This window comes from Pseudomonas sp. Ag1 (genome assembly GCF_000278565.1).
Lineage (GTDB): Bacteria > Pseudomonadota > Gammaproteobacteria > Pseudomonadales > Pseudomonadaceae > Aquipseudomonas.
The window spans coordinates 107,300-127,963 of sequence record NZ_AKVH01000102.1 but is presented as its reverse complement, the minus strand read 5'-3'; the positions used below and the strand labels follow the sequence as shown (position 1 = coordinate 127,963).

General features: G+C 62.5%; 20 protein-coding genes. 10 read left to right on the top strand and 10 right to left on the bottom strand.

Annotated features, from left to right (window positions below):
- Positions 1-54: 54 nt before the first annotated feature.
- From A462_RS13505 to xylA, 4 genes are all read right to left on the bottom strand, one after another.
- Positions 55-1,191 (bottom strand): sugar ABC transporter permease, encoded by a 1,137-nt coding sequence (locus A462_RS13505; protein ID WP_003219656.1) that lies wholly within the window; start codon positions 1,189-1,191, stop codon positions 55-57.
- Positions 1,192-2,751, bottom strand: a complete 1,560-nt coding sequence (xylG, locus tag A462_RS13510; protein ID WP_008436027.1) for a D-xylose ABC transporter ATP-binding protein — start codon at positions 2,749-2,751, stop codon at positions 1,192-1,194.
- A gap of 68 nt (positions 2,752-2,819) precedes the next feature.
- Entirely contained in the window at positions 2,820-3,821 is a 1,002-nt protein-coding gene (xylF, locus tag A462_RS13515; RefSeq protein ID WP_008436026.1) for a D-xylose ABC transporter substrate-binding protein, read from the bottom strand.
- Between the two features lie 57 nt (positions 3,822-3,878).
- Positions 3,879-5,195, bottom strand: a complete 1,317-nt coding sequence (xylA, locus tag A462_RS13520; protein ID WP_003219661.1) for a xylose isomerase — start codon at positions 5,193-5,195, stop codon at positions 3,879-3,881.
- A 153-nt stretch (positions 5,196-5,348) separates the two neighbouring features.
- On the opposite strand from xylA, the gene A462_RS13525 reads away from it, so the two are divergent.
- The 3 genes from A462_RS13525 to A462_RS13535 all read left to right on the top strand — a co-directional run bounded on the left by A462_RS13525 (position 5,349) and on the right by A462_RS13535 (position 9,180).
- On the top strand, positions 5,349-6,560 hold the full coding sequence (locus tag A462_RS13525) for a XylR family transcriptional regulator (protein WP_008436024.1): 1,212 nt from the start codon (positions 5,349-5,351) through the stop codon (positions 6,558-6,560).
- 54 nt (positions 6,561-6,614) lie between these two features.
- Complete coding sequence (locus tag A462_RS13530) at positions 6,615-8,765, top strand: phosphocholine-specific phospholipase C (protein WP_032899467.1); 2,151 nt, start codon at positions 6,615-6,617, stop codon at positions 8,763-8,765.
- Between the two features lie 139 nt (positions 8,766-8,904).
- The gene (locus A462_RS13535) at positions 8,905-9,180 is read left to right on the top strand and encodes a hypothetical protein (RefSeq protein ID WP_008436022.1); all 276 of its coding nucleotides are present in this window, start codon (positions 8,905-8,907) and stop codon (positions 9,178-9,180) included.
- Here the strand turns inward: A462_RS13535 and A462_RS13540 are convergent.
- Complete coding sequence (locus A462_RS13540) at positions 9,171-10,886, bottom strand: amidase (RefSeq protein ID WP_008436013.1); 1,716 nt, start codon at positions 10,884-10,886, stop codon at positions 9,171-9,173. The genes A462_RS13535 and A462_RS13540 overlap by 10 nt on opposite strands.
- 152 nt (positions 10,887-11,038) lie before the next feature.
- On the opposite strand from A462_RS13540, the gene A462_RS13545 reads away from it, so the two are divergent.
- Positions 11,039-11,344, top strand: a complete 306-nt coding sequence (locus A462_RS13545) for a putative quinol monooxygenase (RefSeq protein ID WP_008436012.1) — start codon at positions 11,039-11,041, stop codon at positions 11,342-11,344.
- A gap of 86 nt (positions 11,345-11,430) precedes the next feature.
- A complete protein-coding gene (locus A462_RS13550) occupies positions 11,431-11,685 on the top strand; it encodes a hypothetical protein (protein WP_003219674.1) in 255 nt (84 codons plus the stop codon).
- A gap of 14 nt (positions 11,686-11,699) precedes the next feature.
- Here A462_RS13550 and A462_RS13555 read toward each other — a convergent pair whose 3' ends face one another.
- Positions 11,700-12,500 carry an SDR family NAD(P)-dependent oxidoreductase gene (locus A462_RS13555; protein ID WP_008436011.1) on the bottom strand — a complete coding sequence of 267 codons (801 nt, stop codon included), beginning with the start codon at positions 12,498-12,500 and terminating at the stop codon, positions 11,700-11,702.
- Positions 12,501-12,620: 120 nt separating this feature from the next.
- Here A462_RS13555 and A462_RS13560 point away from each other — a divergent pair, with 120 nt between their 5' ends.
- Positions 12,621-13,145: a MarR family winged helix-turn-helix transcriptional regulator gene (locus tag A462_RS13560; RefSeq protein WP_008436010.1), complete on the top strand. Its 525-nt coding sequence runs from the start codon at positions 12,621-12,623 to the stop codon at positions 13,143-13,145.
- Between the two features lie 74 nt (positions 13,146-13,219).
- The gene (locus A462_RS13565) at positions 13,220-14,548 is read left to right on the top strand and encodes an LLM class flavin-dependent oxidoreductase (protein WP_003219678.1); all 1,329 of its coding nucleotides are present in this window, start codon (positions 13,220-13,222) and stop codon (positions 14,546-14,548) included.
- 262 nt (positions 14,549-14,810) lie between these two features.
- On the opposite strand, the gene A462_RS34650 is transcribed toward A462_RS13565, so the two are convergent.
- Genes A462_RS34650 through A462_RS34645 form a run of 3 tightly spaced genes read right to left on the bottom strand, consistent with a single transcriptional unit; the run spans position 14,811 to position 16,194 of the window.
- Positions 14,811-15,332, bottom strand: a complete 522-nt coding sequence (locus A462_RS34650; RefSeq protein WP_008436008.1) for a hypothetical protein — start codon at positions 15,330-15,332, stop codon at positions 14,811-14,813.
- Positions 15,333-15,392: 60 nt separating this feature from the next.
- Positions 15,393-16,031, bottom strand: a complete 639-nt coding sequence (locus A462_RS13575) for a helix-turn-helix domain-containing protein (RefSeq protein ID WP_008436005.1) — start codon at positions 16,029-16,031, stop codon at positions 15,393-15,395.
- Positions 16,032-16,035: 4 nt separating this feature from the next.
- The gene (locus tag A462_RS34645) at positions 16,036-16,194 is read right to left on the bottom strand and encodes a hypothetical protein (RefSeq protein ID WP_177325576.1); all 159 of its coding nucleotides are present in this window, start codon (positions 16,192-16,194) and stop codon (positions 16,036-16,038) included.
- Positions 16,195-16,410: 216 nt separating this feature from the next.
- On the opposite strand from A462_RS34645, the gene A462_RS13585 reads away from it, so the two are divergent.
- The gene (locus A462_RS13585; RefSeq protein WP_008435995.1) at positions 16,411-18,558 is read left to right on the top strand and encodes a TonB-dependent receptor family protein; all 2,148 of its coding nucleotides are present in this window, start codon (positions 16,411-16,413) and stop codon (positions 18,556-18,558) included.
- Between the two features lie 51 nt (positions 18,559-18,609).
- On the opposite strand, the gene A462_RS13590 is transcribed toward A462_RS13585, so the two are convergent.
- Positions 18,610-18,921 (bottom strand): DUF7693 family protein, encoded by a 312-nt coding sequence (locus A462_RS13590; RefSeq protein WP_008435994.1) that lies wholly within the window; start codon positions 18,919-18,921, stop codon positions 18,610-18,612.
- 174 nt (positions 18,922-19,095) lie between these two features.
- Between A462_RS13590 and A462_RS13595 the strand changes: the two genes are divergently transcribed.
- Positions 19,096-19,641 carry a sigma-70 family RNA polymerase sigma factor gene (locus A462_RS13595; protein WP_003219688.1) on the top strand — a complete coding sequence of 182 codons (546 nt, stop codon included), beginning with the start codon at positions 19,096-19,098 and terminating at the stop codon, positions 19,639-19,641.
- Entirely contained in the window at positions 19,638-20,582 is a 945-nt protein-coding gene (locus A462_RS13600; RefSeq protein ID WP_008435992.1) for a FecR family protein, read from the top strand. Before A462_RS13595 ends, A462_RS13600 begins: the two co-directional genes overlap by 4 nt.
- Positions 20,583-20,664 lie beyond the last annotated feature (82 nt).

The window sequence follows — 20,664 nt, the reverse complement described above, 5'->3', positions numbered from 1 at the left end:
GCCGATATCGGCCGCCTGCTGGTCAAGAGCAAGCTCCATGCCATTGCCCCAACCTCAGCGACGCCCCGTCCGCGTACTCACATCCACCCACACCGCCAGCACCAGGATGCTGCCCTTGACGATCATCTGCCAGTAGCTGTCCACGTCGAGCATCGACATGCCGTTGTCCAGGCTGCTGATCACCAGTGCGCCGAGCAGGGCGCCGTACACCGTGCCCGAACCGCCGCGCATTGAAGTACCGCCGATAAAGCACGCCGCGATAGCATCCAATTCGCCCATGTTGCCCGCCGAAGGTGAACCCGCCGCCAGGCGCGCGGTGTTGACCAGCCCGGCGAGGGCGCACATCACGCCCATGATCCCGAAGATCCACAGCTTGACCGCCTGCACGTTGATCCCCGACAGGCGCGTGGCTTCCATGTTGCTGCCCACCGAGTAGATGCGCCGGCCAAAGACGGTCTGGCTGGTGACGTAACTGAACACCCCCAGCAGCACCAGCAGAAGCAGCACCGGCACGGGAATACCGTCGTAGCTGTTGAGGGTGTAGACGAAGCCGGCCAGCACGAAACCGATCAACACCACGCGCACGCTGTCGCGCAGCATCGACGGCAGCGCCAAGCCGTGAAGGGCGCGGTTGTGGCGTTGGCGCCAGGTCAGGAATATCGCCAGCCCGAACAGCAACACGCCGAGAATCACCCCGACCACCGTCGGCAGGTAACCCTGGCCGATGTACACCAGTTGTGGCGAAACCGGTGCAATCGTGGTGCCGCCGGTAATGCCCAGCAGCACCCCGCGAAACGCGAGCATGCCGCCCAGGCCGACGATGAAGGAGGGGATGCGCAGGTACGCGGTCATGTAGCCGTTGCCCAGGCCAATCAGCAAGCCACAGAGGGCGACGATGGCCAGGTTCAGCGGCAGGGGAATGTGATAAACCACATCCAGGATCGCCGCGACGCCGCCAAGCAAACCGAGCATCGAGCCCACCGACAGGTCGATCTCGCCGCTGATGATCACCAGCACCATGCCGCAGGCCAGGATGCCGGTAATGGACATCTGCCGCAGCAGGTTCGACAGGTTGCGCGGGGTCAGGAAACCGCCTTCGGTCTGCCAGCTGAAAAACACCCAGATCAGCACCACGGCGATCAACAGGGCGAGCATTTTGTAGCGGGTGAAGAGCTGTTTGACCTGGTTCATTTACGCGGACTTCCGATCATTATTATTGTCATGCCCGTTCGGTTGGCTGAGGGCGGCGGCGAGCACCTGTTCCTGGGTCAGGCCCTGGTTGATGAAGTCGCCGCGCAACTGGCCCTCGCCGATCACCAGCACCCGGTCGGAGACCCCCAGCACCTCGGCCAGCTCCGAAGACACCATGATGATCGACACGCCTTCGGCCGCCAGCGCGCCCATCAATTTGTAGATCTCATATTTGGCGCCCACGTCCACGCCACGGGTCGGTTCGTCGAGGATCAGCACCCGGGGTTTGGTCAGGAGCATCTTGGCCAGTACGGCCTTCTGCTGGTTGCCGCCGGAGAGGCTGGTGATCGGCAGGAACGGGTTCGCCGTCTTCAGGTGCATGCGCTTGATTTCCTGCTCGATGCTGCCCAGTTCCGCCTCGGCATCGATGCGCGTCAGGTGCGAGAAACGGTCCAGCACCGCCAGGGTGATGTTTTGCCCAACGCCCAGGTCCGGGACGATGCCCTGGCGCTTGCGGTCTTCCGGGACCATGCACAGCCCGGCGCGAATCGACTTCAGCGGCGTGCGTGTATCAATCGGTTTGCCATCCAGCCATACCTCGCCTTGGTAGCGCCCGGGGTAGCTGCCGAACAGCGCCGACACCAGTTCCGTGCGGCCGGCGCCCACCAGCCCGGCGATGCCGAGGATTTCGCCACGGCGCAGGCTGAACGAGACATTGTCCACCCGCTTGCGGCCCGGGTTGTCGACGTCGTAGCAGGTGACGTTGCGCGCCTCGAACAGCACCTCGCCTACCGCATGGGGTTCGGTGGGGTAGAGGTTGCTCATCTCACGGCCGACCATCTGCGTGATGATGCGCGACACGTCCATCTCGGCCATGGCCGTGGTCGCGATGTGTTTACCGTCGCGGATCACCGCGATGGTGTCGCAGATGGCCGAGACCTCATCGAGCTTGTGGGAGATGTACACGCAGGCGACGCCCTTGGCCTTGAGCCCACGGATGATGTCCAGCAGCACCTCGATTTCCGAGCGGGTCAGCGCCGAGGAGGGTTCGTCGAGGATCAGCAGGCGCGCCTGCTTGTTCAGGGCCTTGGCGATTTCCACCAGTTGCTGGTAGCCGCCGCCGTATTGCGAAACGGGCAGGGCGACGTTCATGTCCGGCACTTTCAGCTCGCGCATCAGGGCTTCGGCACGGTGCATCATGGCGGGGTAGTTCATGCGCCCGCCGGGCAGTGTCAGCTCGTGGCCCATGAAGATGTTTTCGGCCACCGAGAGGTCGGGTACCAGGGTCAGTTCCTGATGGATGATCACGATGCCGCAGGCTTCGGTTTCGGCGATGGAGTGGGCGCGCAACGGCTGGCCGTCCCAAAGGATTTCGCCGTCCCAGGTGCCATGGGGATACACCGCCGACAGCACTTTCATCAGGGTCGATTTGCCGGCGCCGTTCTCGCCGCACAACCCTACGCATTCCCCGGGTTTTACCTTGATGTCGATGCCATTCAGGGCTTTGACGCCACCGAAGGTCTTGACGATGTTGTTCATTTCCAGCAGGTAGTCGGACATGGCGGGCACTCATTCCACAGCGAAAAGGCAGGAGCGGCCTCATACCGCCCCTGCAGTGAGCCGTACGCTTACTGCCCGGCGATTTGCGCTTTGGTGTAGAACCCGTCTTCTTCCAGCACGTTGACGTTGTCCTTGGTCAACGCGGTCGGCTTGAGCAGGATGCTCGACACCTGTTTGCTGCCGTTGTCGTACTGCGAGTTGTAGGCCGGTTTCTCGTCACGCACCAGTTGCACCGAGAGCTTGGCCGCCTCGGACGCCAGCAGCTTCAGGGGCTTGTAGACGGTCATGGTCTGGGTGCCGGCGATCACGCGCTTGATCGCGGCCAGGTCGGCATCCTGGCCCGAGACCGGCACCTTGCCCGCGAGTTTTTGTGCCGCCAGGGCCTGGATCGCGCCGCCGGCGGTGGCGTCGTTGGAGGCGACGATGCCGTCGATCTTGTTGCTGTTGGCGGTCAGGGCGTTTTCGACAATGCTCAGGGCTTCGGTGGGGTTCCATTCCTTGACCCATTGCTGGCCGACAATCTTGATGTCGCCCTTGTCGATCGAAGGCTGCAGCACCTTCATCTGGCCCTGGCGCAGGATCTTCGCGTTGTTGTCGGTAGGCGCGCCGCCCAGCAGGAAGTAATTACCTTTAGGCTGCGCGTTCAACACGCCCTGGGCCTGCATCTCGCCGACCTTTTCGTTATCGAAGGAGATGTAGGCGTCGATATCGGCATTCAAAATCAGCCGGTCGTAGGACAGTACTTTCACCCCGGCTTTCTTGGCCTCGGCCACCACGTTGTTCAGCACCGTGGCATTGAACGGCACGATCACAATCACGTCGACGCCGCGGGAGATCAGGTTTTCGATCTGCGAGATCTGCCGCTGTTCGTTGGCGTCCGCCGACTGCACGTAGACCTTGGCCCCCAGTTGTTCGGCGGCGGCGGTGAAATAATCGCGGTCGCGGGCCCAGCGTTCAAGGCGCAGGTCGTCGATGGAAAAGCCGATTTTCGGATGGGCCGCGTCGGCCATGACCGAATTGGAAAGCAGTGCCAGAGCGCTGGTGAGCAAGACAGTTTTCAGGTGTTTCATGATGGTGAGTCCCTTTTATTGTTGTTTAGACGCACTGCTGGACCTGGAGCGTAGCGGTCATGGGTAGATAAAGCGATTCACTACGCCTTCGAGCATCTCCTGGCGGCCACTCACAGCTTGTGGGTTCAGTTGGTGGCTGAAGGCATGCTCGGCCAGCGACGCCAGGCTGAAGTCGCCGCCAAGCACGGCACGCCCGAAGGATTGGTCCCAGCCGGCATACCGCTGGGCCTTGAATTGTTCGAGGGCGTCGTTCTGCACCATGGCGGCGGCACGTTCCAGGGACAGCGCCAGCACGTCCATTGCGGCCACGTGGCCATGGAACAGGTCCACTTCGTCGAGGCTTTGGCGGCGTACCTTGGAGTCGAAGTTGTAGCCACCTCCCTTGAAGCCACCGGCCTTGAGTACCTCGTAGGTGACCAGGGTCAGCTCCTCGACGCTGTTGGGGAACTGGTCGGTGTCCCAGCCGTTCTGCGGGTCGCCACGGTTGGCGTCGATGCTGCCGAAAATGCCCAGGGACGCGGCGGTGGCGATCTCATGGTGAAAACTGTGGCCGGCGAGGGTGGCGTGGTTGGCCTCGATGTTGACCTTGATCTCTTTCTCCAGGCCGAACTGATGCAGGAAGCCAAACACGGTGGCGCTGTCGTAGTCGTATTGGTGCTTGGTGGGCTCCTGTGGCTTGGGCTCGATAAACAGCTCGCCGGTGAAGCCGATCTTGTATTTGTGCTCGACCACCATGCGCATGAACCGCCCGAGTTGCTCGCGCTCGCGCTTGAGGTCGGTATTGAGCAGGGTCTCGTAGCCTTCGCGGCCGCCCCACAACACATAGCTGGAGCCCTTGAGACGGTGGGTGGCATTCATCGCGCTGAACACCTGGGCCGCCGCATAGGCAAACACTTCCGGGTTCGGGTTACTGGCGGCGCCGGCGGCAAAGCGCGGGTTGCTGAAGCAGTTGGCAGTGCCCCACAGCAGCCGGATACCGGTCTGTTCCTGATGGCCTTCGAGCTGGTCGACCATCCGCGCAAAGTTGTCGCGGTACTCCGCCAGGCTTGCGCCTTCGGGAGCCACGTCGGTGTCGTGGAAGCTGTAGTAGTCGATGCCCAGCTTGGAGAAAAACTCGAACGCCGCTTCGGCCTTGCCGCGTGCCACTTGCAGGGCTTCCCCCGGTTGCTGCCAGGGCCGCTGGAAGGTGCCGGAGCCGAACATGTCACTGCCGGGCCAGACGAAGTTGTGCCAGTAACACGCGGCCATCCGCAGGTGCTCGCGCATCGGTTTGCCGAGGATCAGCTTGTTTGCATCGTAGTGCCGGAAGGCCAGGGGAGAGTCGCTATCGGGGCCTTCATAGAGGATTTTTTCGACCGCAGGAAAGTAGGGCATCGCCAGATCCTTGTTGTTATGAGTGCACGTTAACCTTGCCTCGATACTAGCAACGGCCCCCGGCCAACCGATTATGAAAATCACCAGAGCGGGGTTCGATTTTGAGTGGTTTTACGCGCATAGTGGCTCGACATATCGCATGGAGCCGCCCCTGTGAAAACTGTCCCGCCTGTGCACCGGATTGCCCTGCTGTTCAATGGCAACAAGATCTACGATCGCGGCATCATCACCGGGATCGGCAACTACCTGAGCAGTACGCGGGTGTCGTGGGATCTGTTCCTGGAAGAGGACTTCGTCTGCCGGCTCAAGGGTATCGAGCGCTGGCATGGCGACGGGATCATTGCCGACTTCGACGACCCGGCGATGGGCCCCGCGTTGGCGGGTGTGCATGTGCCGGTGGTGGCGGTGGGCGGGTCTTATGAGGATGAGCGGGCTTACCCCCGGCATACTCCGTACGTGGCCACCGACAATTTCGCCCTGATCAAGCTGGCCTATGAACACCTGATCGAAGCCGGGCTGACGCGCTTTGCCTGTTTCAGCCTGCCTGAAGCCGATATCAACCGTTGGGCCCAGGAGCGCGAAAAAGCCTTCCGCCGCCTGCTGGAGCGCGATGGCTTGCCGGTGGAGGTGTATCGCGGGCTCGGCACCAGCGCGCCGCTGTGGGACTCGGCGGTGGAACAACAAATTGCCTGGTTGCACAGCCTGCCCAAACCCATCGGCATCATCGCGGTCAGCGACGCCCGTGCCCGCCAGTTGCTGCAGGCCTGCCTCACTGCCGGCATCCCGGTGCCGGAGCAAGTGGCACTGATCGGCATCGACAACGACCCCTTGACCCGCACCCTGACCCGTGTACCGCTGAGCTCGGTGATCCAGGGCACTGAAAAAATGGGCCGCACCGCTGCGCGCCTGCTGCACCAGATGCTGCACGGTATGCCTTCGGCAGGCAGCCAGATCCTGGTGCCGCCGGAAGCGGTCAACGTGCAGACCTCAAGCCTGCACCAACCCCTCGGCCATCCCTACGTGATGCAAGCGCTGCATTTCATTCGCCAGTACGCCTGCCAGGGCATCAAGACCGCCCAGGTCGCCAACTACGTCGGCGTGTCGCGGTCGTCCCTGGAAGCGCATTTTCGCAGCGAACTGAACCGCAGCGTCCACGATGAAATCCTGCGCTTCAAACTCGCGGCTGCGGTTTCCAGCCTGGAAAATACCAGGGCCGCGATTGCGGATATTGCCTATGACTGCGGGTTCAAATCCGCCCAGTACCTGCACACGGTGTTCAAGCGCGAGTTCGGGTGTACGCCGAGGGAGTACCAGGTGGGGCAGGTCGAGCGCGATTCGAACGATGTCATTTCTTTGTCGCCTTGAGTCCCTATTTTGTCCTGAGCCTCGCTCCAGAACTTCAAGGGATTGAATCGTCTTATGCCGACTCTTACACGCAGAACGTTGTTGCAAGCAGCTGCCATCGGATCCGCCTACACCCTGTTGCCCGACTCCATTCGCCAGGCCCTGGCGATCCCCGCCAACAACCGCACCGGCACCCTGATGGACGTCGAACATGTGGTGATCCTGATGCAGGAAAACCGCTCCTTCGATCACTACTTCGGCACCTTGCCGGGTGTGCGCGGGTTCAGTGACCGCTTCACCATTCCACTGCCGGGCGGGCACCGGGTGTGGGAGCAGCAGGGCGTTGGGCGGCGGATCCTGCCCTATCACCTGGACAGCTCCCGTGGCAACGCGCAGCGGGTCAGCGGCACGCCGCATTCCTGGGTCGACGAGCACGCCGCCTGGAGCAGCGGCCGGATGAACGCCTGGCCAACGTTCAAGACACCCACCTCGATGGGTTACTACCGTGAGCAGGAAGTGCCGTTCCAGTTCGCCCTGGCCAACACCTTTACCCTGTGCGACGCCTACCACTGTTCGGTACACGCAGGTACCAATCCCAATCGGCTGTTCCACTGGACCGGCACCAACGGCCCGACCGGTGCAAATGTGGCGGCGGTGGTCAACGAATGGGACGGCCCCGGTGCGGTGGGCGTGGGCTACACCTGGAAAACCTATCCCGAGCGCCTGGAAGAAGCGGGTGTGAGCTGGAAGGTTTACCAGTACCTGCCGGATAACTTTGGCGACAACCCCTTGGCCGGGTTTCGCCAGTTTCGTGCGGCCAGCGTCGCGGCCGGCAACCCCGCCGTGCCACCGAAAGACTTCAAGGATTTTGTGCCCTACAGCGATCAACTGAACGCCCGCGTGCCGTTGTACAAAGGCAATGGCAACACCCTGCCGGCGGTCAGCGGCAGCGACCTGGAATCGATCATCCAGGGCTTTCGCAAGGACGTGAACGACGGGCGCCTGCCACAGGTGAGTTGGCTGGTGGCGCCGGCCGATTACTCCGAACACCCCGGGCCTTCCAGCCCGGTGCAAGGCGGCTGGTTCACCCAGGAAATCCTCAAGGCACTGACCGCCAACCCGGACGTGTGGAGCAAGACGGTGCTGCTGGTCAACTACGATGAAAACGACGGTTTCTTCGACCACGTGCCGTCGCCGTCAGCCCCGTCCAAGCGCCTGGATGGCAGCTTTGCCGGCAAGTCCACGGTGAAGTTCGACAGCGAGATCTTCACCCACCCGGCACCGCCCGGCTCTAGCCAGCAACCCGCGCCGGACGGCGGGGTGTACGGCCCCGGGCCGCGAGTGCCGATGCTGGTGCTGTCGCCGTGGAGCCGTGGTGGCTGGGTCAATTCCCAGGCGTTTGATCACACCTCCGTGCTGCAATTTCTGGAGAAGCGTTTCCACGTGCGCGAACCCAATATCAGCGCCTGGCGCCGGGCGGTGTGCGGCGACCTCACCTCGGCCTTCAACTTCGTCAACCCCAACACCGAGACCCTGCCGCCGCTGCACACTATCAGCCGCCAGGCCGCCGACTCCCTGCGTCAACGCCAGGAGCAACTGCCCCAGGTCGCCCTGCCGACGGTGGGCCAGCAACAGGCACCGTTCCAGGCGCGAATGGCGCGGCCATCCCGGGCGCTGCCGTACCAGTTGAACGTTGAAGGCTCGGTTGACCGTCGCGCCAGTTCGGTGAGCCTGGACTTCTTCAACAATGGCGAACAGGGCGTGGTCTTCCACGTCTACGACCGCCTGCACCTGGACGAGGTACCGCGCCGCTACACGGTGGAAGCCGGCAAGCACCTCAGTGACACCTGGCAAGTGGCGGGTGCCTACAAGCTTTGGCTGTTGGGACCGAATGGGTTCCACCGTTCGTTCAAGGGGCACCTGCAGCGTCGCGAGCCGGAGTTATCCCTGGCGTATCACGGTGACACCTTGCTGCTGACCCTGGTCAACCCTGGCAAGCGTGCGGCCTCAATCACCATCGAGCGTTGCCCTTACACCAGGCAGGGGCCGTGGCTGCTCGAGATTGCGGGCGGCGGTCGTGTGCAGCGCACGTTCTCCTGCCAGCCCAATGGAGGCTGGTATGACTTCAAGCTACGTGACGAGCATGGTTGGGTGCGGCGGGTGGCGGGGCGAATCGAGACGGGAGCGCATAGCATCAGTGATCCGTTGATGGGCAAGCGTGTGTGAAAGGCTGTTGATCTGCGGGGTGATTTCGTGGGCTTTTTCCCTGTTTTGTGTAGGAGCAGGGCTTTCTCCCCTTGCAGCGCTTGAAACGCCACCCCTCTGGGCCATAGCCTCACGCTTTTCCTGACACTGAGGCCCGGCATTGGGTAAGCGAAAAACGGTTTGGCCCACGGAGCGGGAAGTTCGACTGCGCTTTATCCTGCTGGCAATCATTGAAACGGCCTGTATTCGAGGCGTTCCCATCGAACGCCTGCTGCTTTCATACATACTGTTGCGCAACAAGCCGACCCAGGAGCAACTTTGGGAGGCCATCAGCGATTGCCTGCTCCTCGATGAGATGCGTGGCTTTCGATTTGAACCCGGGTCGGAAGCCGATCGGTTGATGCGCAAGATCAGCAGCGAAATCAATCAGTCCTGACGAGCCACCAGCGCCGGCGTGCGCGGCGGCACCAGGCGCTTGCTGCCCGTCGACTCATAGGCCGATGCCAATCGCAGCAGCGCCGAATCGTCATACGCCCGGCCGGCAAATGTCAGCCCCACCGGCATGCCGATGTCGGCCATGACGCCCATGGGCACCGTCACTGTCGGCACGCCCAAATGGCGGATGGCGAGGTTGCCGTTGGCGACCCACACTCCGTTGCTCCAGGCGATATCCGCCGACGCGGGATTCACATCCGCATCCGCCGGACCTACGTCGGCAACTGTCGGAAAAATCACCGCATCCAGCCCCAGGTTATCCATCCAGTCTTCAAGGTCGATGCGTCGTGTCTGTTCCAGGCCGCGCAGGCCGTCGGGCACGGTGCTGATCCTGTCCCACGGCGTGATGCCGCGCTCGGCCATGCGCACGTATTCGTCCATGCCGGCGGCCAGGTCGTCTTCGCGGTTGGGCAGGGTGCCGGGGTCGTGGGGGAAGATCTTCGGGCCGTCGACATCCGCCAGGCGGTTCAGCGCAGGGTCGCCGTTGGCCCGCAGGAAATCATCGAACGCCCAGGCCGACAGTTCCCACAATTCATCGTGGAGGAATTCCTTGGAGACCAGGCCTCGGGTAAACACTTTCGGTGCGCCCGGGCGATCGCCTTCGCAATTGGAGACCAGCGGGAAATCCACCTCGACCACTTCTGCGCCGGCGGCTTCAAGTGCCTTGCGCGCAGCTTCCCAGAGCTCGATCACCGAGGCCCGGGTTTTGATTGGCTGGCCAGTAGGGCCGCCGATTCCCGGGGCGTCGCTGGTGCCTGCCTCGGGGTCGGCGTTGATGTACATGCGCGGCACGCCGAAGCGTTTGCCGGCGAGTGCATCGCCGGTCGCGGCCAGGTCTGCGTAGGACTGCGGGCGTACCGAGGCGACGCCGGGGATTGGCACCCAGGGTTGCATCCGCCACAGGTCGCCGCGTGTGTCGGGGTCTTCTGCGACCACGACGTCGAGCACTTCAAGCAGGTCGGCCATGGTCCGGGCGTAAGGCACGACCACGTCCATGGTCGGGGTCAGCGGCCAGTTGCCGCGCACCGAGATCACGCCACGGGACGGGGTGTAGGCACACAGGCCATTGTTGGACGCCGGGCCGCGCCCGCTGGACCAGGTTTCTTCCGCCAGGCCAAACGCCGCGAAGCTCGCCGCAGTGGCCGTGCCGGCGCCGTTGGAGGAGCCCGAGGCGAACGGTGCGGTGAGGTAGTCGGCGTTGTACGGGCTCTCGGCCCGGCCATATACGCCGCGCTGCATGCCGCCGTTGGCCATCGGCGGCATGTTGGTCTTGCCCAGGCAAATGGCGCCTGTTGCCCGCAGTCGCTCGATGGTGAACGCATCGCGGTAGGCAACCAGGTTCGCGAAAGCCGGGCTGCCGGAAGCGGCGGTGAGGCCCTTGACCAGGTAGCTGTCCTTGGCTGTGTAGGGAATGCCGTCGAGCGGGCCCAGGGTTGTGCCGCTGGCCCGGCGTGCGTCGGATGCCCGGGCTTCCTCCAGCGCTTGCGGGTTGCGCACCACCACCGCGTTGAGCGCGGTGGCAGTCGTGGGGGCGTCGTAGGCGTCGATCCTGGCGAGGTAAGCCTCGACCAGTTCAACCGCCGTGGTCTGGCCGGATTCGAGCGCAGTGCGCAGCTGGGCAATGGAAACTTCGGTTACTTCGATCACGTGGTTATCGCCGGGTGCAGAAAAGGGGGAGGGCTTGAGTGCTGACTCAATCCAATCAGTGAAAGTAGCTTACTGATAGATTTTTCATAGCGCCAGAGAATGGCATCCCTTACTGTGGCGCCTCAATTTCCTTATCGATAACGGTGCTGTTTATGTCCGATGAAGTGCGGCTTGTCGTCATCATCAATACCCAGCCTGGCCGGGGTGCGGACCAGTTGGCGTCCTTTGCCGGGCTCGCTCCGCTGGTCCGGGCCGAAGCCGGTTGTATCCAGTACGACCTGCATCCGGTCGAGGGCAACAGCGACAGTTTTGTGTTGATCGAGACGTGGGCTTCAAAGGCGGCGCTCAAGGATCACCACGCAGCGCCGCACATGCTGGAAGCCGCGAAGCACAACCCGACATTCCGTGCGGGCCCCTCCAACGTATTGGTGCTGGAACCTGCCGTCCAGGCACGTTGACTTCAACCCGGCAGCTCAAGGGTTTATCATTGCCCCTTCATTTTTTGCTGCCCGGAAAGATTTCGATGTTGTTTACAAGGACTGTCATGGCGAGCGCACTGCTCGCCGTTCTGGCCACCCAGGCCCACGCGTCCAGCCTGGACCTGACCTACGAGGCACCTGTCCTCAGCGCTGTACCGCTCACGCCGCAGGCTGAGCCCAAACCGCGCTTTCCGGTCAAAAGCCTTGCGCCGGTGACCGTGGAAAACAGCTGCACCGGCCGCGAGTGCACCTACGAAGGCGACATCAGCCTGCCCCGTGAGGAGCAGACTGTGCGGCGCATTTCCATCGGTATTCAATAAAGCCGGCTGGCGCCTCAGACAATCCCATACCGGGGCGCCGGCTTGCCTGTTTGCGTGGCCGCAAACAACGCACCACGCGCCGCATCATAGGTCTCCCACAACGAACCATCGGCCACCGACGGCCAGGTGATCGTCTCACCCTGATCCAGCCCGGCCAGTGCCGCGTCCACCAGGTTTTCGGTGGTCATGACCGACTCCTGTTGCAGGGCGGAAAGCGGAATGCCCGACGCGTCCCAGATCTCGGTAGCGGTGGCTGCCGGCAACACGATCTGCACCTTCACCCCGGTTTCCGCCAGTTCCGATTGCAAGCCACGGCTGAATGCCAGGACATAGCTCTTGGTGCCGCTGTACACCGAGCTGACCGGCAGCGAGTGCACGCCCAACACCGATGCCACGTTGATGATCAAACCTTCATTGCGCACCAGCATGCCCGGCAGCGCCGCGTGGGTCAGGCGGGTGAGGGCGGTGATGTTCAGGGCGATCTGGGTCGTGGAATCCTCGACCGAGGATTGAGCCAGCGGATGCAGGCGGGCCAGGCCGGCGTTATTCACCAGCACCTGGATCGCCGGGTTGCCGGCGAGCAGGCTTTCAACACGGGCCAGGTCCGCGGGGTTTACCAGGTCGGCGCCGATGGTCTGGACCTCGCGCCCGTAGGCTTGAGTGATCTTCGCCGCCAGGGCTTCGAGGCGGTCTTCACGACGGGCGACCAGGATCAAGTCGTAGCCACGGGCTGCCAATCGGTCGGCATACACGGCGCCAATACCTGAAGAAGCACCCGTGATCAGGGCAATTTTTGTGGAAGCAGGGATCGACATGAACGGCTCCAATAGATGAGTACTCAACCAATATTGTTGAGGGCTCAAGTTATAGGCTTGGCGTTTGTCCTTGTCAATGGTTTAGTACTCAATCATTCTACCGGCATGGAGGATCTGAAAATGCCAACACACAAGACTGACAAGCCTGATGCCCGTGCCGACCTTTTGAGCCTGCTGGGGGACGTGGCGTGCACCAACAACGCACTGCGCCGTGCCGCCCGGCGGCTGGGCCAACTGTATGACGAAGCGCTGGCGCCGATTGGCCTGAAGGCTACGCAGGTCGGCTTGCTGGGTGAAATCGCCCGGTGGGCGGCGGTGGATGAGCAGGCAGGGCCGACGTTGCAGGAGCTGGCCGGACGCCTGGCGATCCTGATGTCGGCGCTGACCCATGCGATGAAGCCGCTGGTGCGCGACGGGATTGTCGAGCTGCGCCCGGATGCCCTGGACAAGCGCACCAAACGCTGCGTGCTCACGCCCAAGGGCGAAGCGCTGTTCAGTGAGGCGCTGGTGTACTGGGCGGCCGCCAATAACCGGGTAGAGGAGGTGCTGGGGCAGGATTCGGCCGCGCAGCTGCGGGGCATGGCAGACCATGTCGCCTCCGAAGAATTTCTGGCGGACTACAACAGCCGATCCGCGCAGGCATAAGCCAGATCCTTTGGTTATTAGACAGACGCCGTTCGCCCATCCGATGCTGGGCCCCTCTCGATCAGGGGCTTTCCATGACCACTCAACGCCAACTGAAGCTGGGCGCGTTCATGCGTCCGGTCAGCATCCACACCGGCGCCTGGCGCTATCCCGGCGCTTACCGTGACGCCAACTTCAACTTCACGCACCTCAAGCAGTTTGCCCAGACCCTGGAGAAAGCGCGTTTCGATGCGTTCTTCATGGCCGACCACCTGGCCCTGCTCAACATGCCCATCGACGCGTTGAAGCGCAGCCACACCGCCACCTCCTTCGAACCGTTCACCTTATTGTCGGCCCTGAGCCAGGCCACCGAGCACATCGGCCTGGTAGCCACGGCCTCGACCACCTACGACGAACCGTTCCACATTGCCCGGCGCTTTGCGTCCCTGGATCATTTGAGCAACGGCCGCGCCGGCTGGAATATCGTCACCACTGCCAACCCGGATGCGGCGCAGAATTTCGGTCTGGAGCAGGCCTATGCCCACGACGAGCGCTACGCCCGTGCGCGGGAGTTCTACGATGTGGTCACCGGGCTCTGGGACAGTTGGGCCGATGATGCCTTCATCCGCGATGCCGACAGCGGTGTGTACTTCGACCCCGACAAGCTGCACACCCTCAATCACCAGGGCCGCTACCTCAATGTGCGCGGCCCGCTGCACATTGCCCGCCCGGTGCAGGGCTGGCCGGTGATCGTGCAGGCCGGCGCCTCGGAGCCGGGCCGGCAATTGGCGGCAGAAACCGCCGAGGTGATTTTCGTGGCGCCCGGCACGCTCGAGGAAGGGCGTAAATTCTATGCCGATATCAAGCGCCGGATGCTGGCGGTGGGGCGGCATCCCGACCATCTGAAGATCTTGCCCGGGGCGTTTGTGGTGGTCGGCGATACGCTGGAAGATGCGCGGCGGATTCGTGCGCATCTCGACAGCCTGGTGCATTACGAAAGTGCGATTGCCTCGCTGTCGATCGCGCTGGGTACCGACGCGACGAAGTTTGATCCCGACCAATACCTCCCGGCGATTCCCCAAACCAACGCCAGCCAGAGCTCCCGCGAACGGGTACTGGCGCTGGCTGATCGCGAACAGTTGACGGTGCGCCAATTGGCCCAGCGTCTTGGCGGTTATGCAGGTCTCTCGTTTGTCGGCACCGCCCACAGTATTGCCGATGAGATGCAGCAGTGGCTGGAAGAAGAGGGCAGCGATGGCTTCAACATCATGTTCCCGTGGCTGCCGGGCGGGCTCGATGACTTTGTGGCCAGGGTGGTGCCCGAGTTGCAAGGGCGCGGGATCTTCCGGCGCGAGTACGAAGGCTCTACCCTGCGGGAAAACCTCGGGCTGCCGCGTCCGGCGAACCGCTTCTTCGCCGAATGAGCGGGTATTTCTACCGCGGTTAGATCGTTTATTTCCTTCTGATTGGGGGCCATTCCCCAATCGCATATCCATCGCGCCGGTTTGACCCTGATAGCGGAGCCGGCCGGCGTGATCACGCCAAAGCATCTGTCATCGCGGAATTATCCGCTGCCGCGCCCCGGGAAATCCCCATGCAGCGTCTATTCCTGCTGCTGGGCCAGCGTCTTGCGCCGTTGTGCGGCCTCTCTAGAATCGGCCCCAGAACTTACTCATTTCCTGTCGATTACGGAGTTTCGAAGATGATGAACGCCATGCAGATGCCAATGAACAACGCGATGCCGATGATGCCGATGATGGGCATGCCGATGATGATGGCAACCATGACCTGCAAGATGACCGACGAGGCCATGATGTGCACCATGAAGCCGGCCGCGGGCATGGACATGGCGATGTTCAAGAACAACGCCGAAATGATGGCGATGATGATGAACTGCGGCATGCCGATGATGATGCAGTGCGCCAACATGTCGATGATGTGCATGTCTGAAGACGGCATGGCGATGATGAACAGCATGTCGGCCATGAACATGCCGATGATGATGCCGATGGGCATGCCTATGCCGATGATGAAGTGCGTCATGGAATGCAAGATGGAAGCCGACTGCATGACCTGCAAGATGATGCCGATGCCTGGCATGAGCATGGACATGATGAACAACTGCTGCATGCTGATGATGAAGATGATGAACGACTGCGCCATGCCGATGATGATGAGCTGCAACGGCATGCCGATGATGTGCTGCACCTGCTGATTAGTTTGGCGTGAAATCAAAAAGCCCCGGCGAGTGCCGGGGCTTTTTGCGTTTCAGTCCAGGCGTTCCGGGTAGGTGATCACCAGGAACGCCACCGCCTCACTGTCTGCGGGGTTGCGGTAGCGGTGGGGCTGGTCGGCGTAGAACAGGATCGAATCACCGGTGGACAGCAGGTAGCGTTCCTCGTTGACGCTGACTTCCAGCACGCCCTGGGCCACCACCAGGTTTTCCTGGATGCCGGGCCCGTGACCTTCTGAAATCTCCTCGCCGAGGGCCTTCAGGCGTATCTCGTAGAACTCCGACTGGCGCGCCATATCGTAGGGAAACAGCGCCCGGCTGATGAAGCTGCCATCGGCACTCACCAGGCGTTTGCTCTGTTGCGCCGGCAGCAGCTCAACCCCTTCGAACGCTCGATTTTCCAGGAACGCCGCCACCGACACTTTCAAGCCTTTGGCGATCTTGCACAGCACCTTGATCGACGGCACGCTGCGCCCGGACTCGATCTGCGCAAGCATCGCCCGACTTACGCCGCAGTTGCGCGCCAGGGCATCCAGCGACAGGTAGCGTTTACTGCGCAGGCGCTGCAGGTTCTGCGCGACGCACTGGCCGATGGCGTCATCGTCGCCGCTGTTGCAGTCCTTGGGTTTGGTGGGGAGGTCGGGCACTTCGGGTATCGCGTGCAGGAAATTCATCGCCTCACGTCCGGCGGGTATCGCTGGACGTGGTGACGTGTGCGGTAAACAGCGCGACCCCGGCCCGTGCCGCATACATCGCCCACATCAGTTCAGCCGCTGCGCGAGCCTGGCGGCGTTTGCGGTGGAGGGTGAAATCGATGACGGTGGCGGATGTTTGCATGACGTAAATCTCTGGGGACTCAATGGCTCTACAGTAATCGGTGCCGCTTATTTCCATAAATACTGAGTTTGCATTTGGTAATTCTATTTTGGACTTAACGCCGATGGGGGCCTGTGCGTTCATCAACGGTGACCCGCCGCGCTTCACGGGCTTCCCACCACAGACCTTGTGCCGGACCGAGCCCGTCGCAAAAACGAATTCCAAGGATTTACCCCCATGCCCCCCGCGTTTCCGTTCACCTCCCGAAAAGCCTGGCCCTTGCTGGGCTTTGGCGCCGCCCTGAGCTTCAGCCCGGTTTCCCAGGCCGACGACACATTGCAACTGGCACCCGTCGAAGTCAGCAGCGCCGAACTCAGCGCCGACGAACTGGCCCAGACCCAGCTCAAGAGCGTGCCCGGCGCTACCAACTACATCGACATGGGCAGCGTCGATCAGGGGCGGGTGAGCACCAACGAGGACGTGTTCAAGTACCAGGCCGGTGTTTATGCCAAGGCGGCAAACAACGAAGGGGTGAAGCTTTCGATCCGTGGCTCGGGTATCAACCGGGGCCCAGGCGCCCACGCTTCCGGCCTGTATGAAACCTTCGACGGCCTGCCACTGACCGGCCCGGGTGGCACGCCCTACGAACTCAAGGACCCGTTGTGGCTCAGCCGCGTTGAAGTGCTGCGTGGCGCCAACGGTTTTGACCAGGGCGCATTGGCCCTGGGTGGGGCAGTCAATTACGTGACCCACACCGGCTACGACGCGCCCAGGCTGCAAGTACGCTACGAAGCCGGCAGCCATGGCTACGCGCAGCGGGAGATCAGTTCGGGCCAGGTGCTGGGGGATGCCGACTACTACATCAGCCTCACCGACTCGCAATACGACGGTTTCCAGGACCACAGCGCCGGCAGCGGCAAGGGCATCGCGGCCAACTTCGGCTACCGCTTCAACCCCGACCTGGAAACCCGCTTCTACTTTCGCTACCGCGAAACCGACAACGATTCCCCCGGCAAACTGACCCGCGACCAGATCAGCCACGACCCGCGCGCCGCCGCCAGCCTCAACGTGGCGCGAGACTCGAAACGCACGCAACCGGGCTCGACCTGGATCGCCAACAAAACCACCCTGCACCTGGACGACAACGCCCGGGTCGAGGTCGGGCTGGCGTATCACGATTATCCGATGGACCTGCGCGAGGGCACCAACCGTCTCAAGGTTGCCTACACCGACGTCAGCGGCACCCTGAATTACATCCGCCAGGACACTTTGTTCGGGCGTGACAGCAAGACCACCCTCGGCCTGCGCACCACCCAGGCGATGCCGAACAACGGCGGCTCGGAATTCGTGCGGATCCCCACCGGCAATACGGCGGACTACGCGCCCGGCACCAGGACCCGCGACTACAGCTACCTGGGTTCTGACAGCGTGCTGCATATCGGCAATGACCTGGAACTGCTGCCGGACCTGTGGCTGACCACCGGGCTGGCGGCGATCTACACCCGTCGTGAAACCGAAGTCAGCTACCCGCAGACCCACACACCCGTCAGCCAGCACGATTGGGATTACGCGCCAAGGGTTGGCCTGCGCTACGACTTCAGCCCCCAATTGCAGGTGTACGGCAACCTGAGTCGCTCGGTGGAACCGCCCCATGCGTGGTCGATGATCTGGGGTTCCAACAAGTACTTCCCCGTGGGCAGCGGCCCGGCCAGCGGTTTGCAACGTGAAGGGGTGAAGCTGAAAAACCAGACCGCCACCACCCTGGAAGTCGGCGGTCGCGGTGAAGCGTGGTTCGGTCAGTGGGACCTGGCGCTGTACCGCTCCGAGGTGCGCCACGAACTGCTCAGCGTCGAAACCCAGGCCGCGACGTCCACCACGTCCGCAATAATCGCCGAATCCAACGCCAGCCCAACCGTGCACCAAGGCCTGGAGCTGAGCCTGATCAGCCCGCTGTGGGACGGTGGCCGCACGGGCCAGCTCGCCCTGCGCCAGGCCTACACCTACAGCGACTTCCACTACCGCAACGACGACCGCTTCGGCGACAACACCTTGCCCGGCATCCCCAGGCACTACTACCAGGCGCAATTGCGCTACAGCCACCCTAGCGGTTTCTACACCAGCCTCAATGGCGAACATTCATCGCGGGTCGCGGTGGACTACGCCAACTCCTACTACGCGGCGGCCTACACACTGCTCGGCGCGACGCTCGGGTACGACGCGCCGAAGCACGACTGGCAAGCCTGGGTCGACCTGCGCAACCTGACCAACCGGCGTTACGCGAACACAGTCACGCCGGGTTATGACGACAAGGGGCTGGATGTGGCGCGGTCGACGCCGGGGGATGGCATGGGGGTTTACACCGGGGTTTCCTGGAGCTGGCGTTAATCCATAAAGTGTTTGATGCTGGCAGTGGGTGATTGCTGGCAAAGGGCACGTTCAGCGAACGAAGGCTGCATGCACCAGGCGCTGCAGCTGCGTTCGCTCCCACAGGCTCATCAGATCGAGCGGATTGGTGCCGTAACGTTGCCAGGTGTCCAGTGAACCTTGCCTGTTATCCGGTGCAATACAGCGCAGGCAGCACTCCATAGCCGTCCCGCAGGTTGACAGCGTGACCTGCCAGCCGTCGATGTCGACAACCATTTGCTCGTCGCTGGAGCTGACGGGTTTCAGCGTTCGAACCTCTAATGCCACGTCCTTGAGCAGTTGATAGGCCTCGCGGGTGGAGACCGTGTTGGCGAAGGTTGTCATGCGTGATGTCCTTGTATGAGTCGCAGAAGTGTCGCGTGCGCACTGGTCGCTTTCAAGGTGGGCACAGCAAGTCGCAGATTCGTTGCAACCCATCACTCCATCCTTGCTCCCCCTTCGTTTTACTGTCATCGTTCGCGCAATTGGTAATCTTTCTTGTTTGAGAAATTTTTGCGCATGCATGACTTTCCTGTAGCTGATGGTGATATAGCCCGTCGCCAGCAGACCATCACCACCCTCTACAGCGACCATCATTCCTGGTTGCACGGTTGGCTGCGCAAGAAACTCGGCTGCTCGCAACATGCCGCCGACCTGGCCCACGACGCGTTTATCCGCATCCTGCTGCTGGCCGACCCCCATACCATCAAGGAACCCCGCGCCTTCCTGGCCACCACGGCGGGGCGCTTGATGATCGATGGCGCGCGTCGGCGGCGCATCGAAAAGGCCTACATGGAAGCCCTGGCGATCCAAAGCGAAGATGCCGGCATGCCGGACCCGGCGGCGATTCATGTGGCACTGCAGGCCCTGGAACGCATTGCCGAAATGCTCATCGGCCTGCCCGCCAAGGCCCGTGAGGCATTCCTGCTCAGTCGCCTCGACGGGCTGACCTACAGCGAAATCGCCGAACAACTGCAGGTGTCTTCCAGCACCGTGAAGAACTACATCTCCAGTGCGTTGGTGCATTGCTATCACACCCTGCACGGGGCGGACCCGCTGTCGTGAGTTCCGAGCAGATCATCAGTGAAGCCGCCCGCTGGCTGACGTTGTTGCACGACGACCACGTGACCGAGGCCGACCGCGCGGCCTTCGAGAAATGGTGCCAGGCCGATCCACGGCATGCCGTCGCCATCGAGCGCATGCGCAGCCTGTGGGGCAGCCTCGACGAGTTGCCCGCCGCGCCGGCGCGCATGGCCCTGAACCGTGCATTTGCCCCACAGAAAACAAGGTTTGCCGCCCGTAGCACCCAGGCCGTCGCGCTGTTGGGTGTGTTGCTGTGCGGCTGGGCCGGGATAGAGCGCCTGCCGGTGTGGATGGCCGACCAACGCACCAGCGTGGGCGAACGGCGCCAGGTGGCACTGACCGATGGCAGCCAGGTACAGCTCAACAGCAACTCGGCACTGGACGTGAAGTTTGACGGCCACCAACGGGTGATCGAACTGTTGCAGGGCGAGATGTGGGTCGAGGTGGCCAAGGACGCGCAACGGCCGTTCGTGGTGCACACCGACCAGGGCACGGCCACGGCGTTGGGCACGCGGTTCCTGGTGCGCAAGGCCGAGGATGGCGCGACCGTGGTCACCGTGATCGAGTCCACCGTGGCCGTCAAAGGCACCGTTGCGGGCGACGTGAAAGTGCCGGCGGGGCAGAAGTCCACGCTCCAGGACGGCCGTGCCGGCACCCCACAACCCATCGGCAACGCCGACCCGGACGCCTGGACCCGTGGTTTGCTCAAGGTCGACGACCAGCCCCTGAGCGAGGTCCTGCAAACCCTCGCCGGTTACCGCCATGGGCTGGTGCGCTTTGATCCGCAGGCGCTGCAAGGGATGCGCGTGTCCGGGGTATTCAAGCTCGACGACACCGGCGCGGCATTGGCGTCACTGGCCGATAACCTGCCGATCAAGGTGGAGTACTTCACGGATTTGGTGGTGGTGATCAAGCCGCTGTAAAAAGTCTGAATAAAAACTGCTCTCATTCATACCCGATTTTCCGACATGGCCGTCATGACTAATAGAACCCCCATTTCCCAGG

Excerpts from the sequence above, each read along its gene's own strand:
- A462_RS13585 (WP_008435995.1), top strand. The coding sequence starts at position 16,411 with ATGCCCCCCGCGTTTCCGTTCACCTCCCGAAAAGCCTGGCCCTTGCTG.
- A462_RS13560 (WP_008436010.1), top strand. The coding sequence starts at position 12,621 with ATGCCAACACACAAGACTGACAAGCCTGATGCCCGTGCCGACCTTTTG.
- xylG (WP_008436027.1), bottom strand. The coding sequence starts at position 2,751 with ATGTCCGACTACCTGCTGGAAATGAACAACATCGTCAAGACCTTCGGT.
- A462_RS13505 (WP_003219656.1), bottom strand. The coding sequence starts at position 1,191 with ATGAACCAGGTCAAACAGCTCTTCACCCGCTACAAAATGCTCGCCCTG.
- A462_RS13575 (WP_008436005.1), bottom strand. The coding sequence starts at position 16,031 with ATGAATTTCCTGCACGCGATACCCGAAGTGCCCGACCTCCCCACCAAA.
- A462_RS13595 (WP_003219688.1), top strand. The coding sequence starts at position 19,096 with ATGCATGACTTTCCTGTAGCTGATGGTGATATAGCCCGTCGCCAGCAG.
- A462_RS13545 (WP_008436012.1), top strand. The coding sequence starts at position 11,039 with ATGTCCGATGAAGTGCGGCTTGTCGTCATCATCAATACCCAGCCTGGC.
- A462_RS34645 (WP_177325576.1), bottom strand. The coding sequence starts at position 16,194 with ATGCAAACATCCGCCACCGTCATCGATTTCACCCTCCACCGCAAACGC.
- xylF (WP_008436026.1), bottom strand. The coding sequence starts at position 3,821 with ATGAAACACCTGAAAACTGTCTTGCTCACCAGCGCTCTGGCACTGCTT.
- A462_RS13550 (WP_003219674.1), top strand. The coding sequence starts at position 11,431 with ATGGCGAGCGCACTGCTCGCCGTTCTGGCCACCCAGGCCCACGCGTCC.
- A462_RS13555 (WP_008436011.1), bottom strand. The coding sequence starts at position 12,500 with ATGTCGATCCCTGCTTCCACAAAAATTGCCCTGATCACGGGTGCTTCT.
- A462_RS13590 (WP_008435994.1), bottom strand. The coding sequence starts at position 18,921 with ATGACAACCTTCGCCAACACGGTCTCCACCCGCGAGGCCTATCAACTG.
- A462_RS13530 (WP_032899467.1), top strand. The coding sequence starts at position 6,615 with ATGCCGACTCTTACACGCAGAACGTTGTTGCAAGCAGCTGCCATCGGA.
- xylA (WP_003219661.1), bottom strand. The coding sequence starts at position 5,195 with ATGCCCTACTTTCCTGCGGTCGAAAAAATCCTCTATGAAGGCCCCGAT.
- A462_RS13565 (WP_003219678.1), top strand. The coding sequence starts at position 13,220 with ATGACCACTCAACGCCAACTGAAGCTGGGCGCGTTCATGCGTCCGGTC.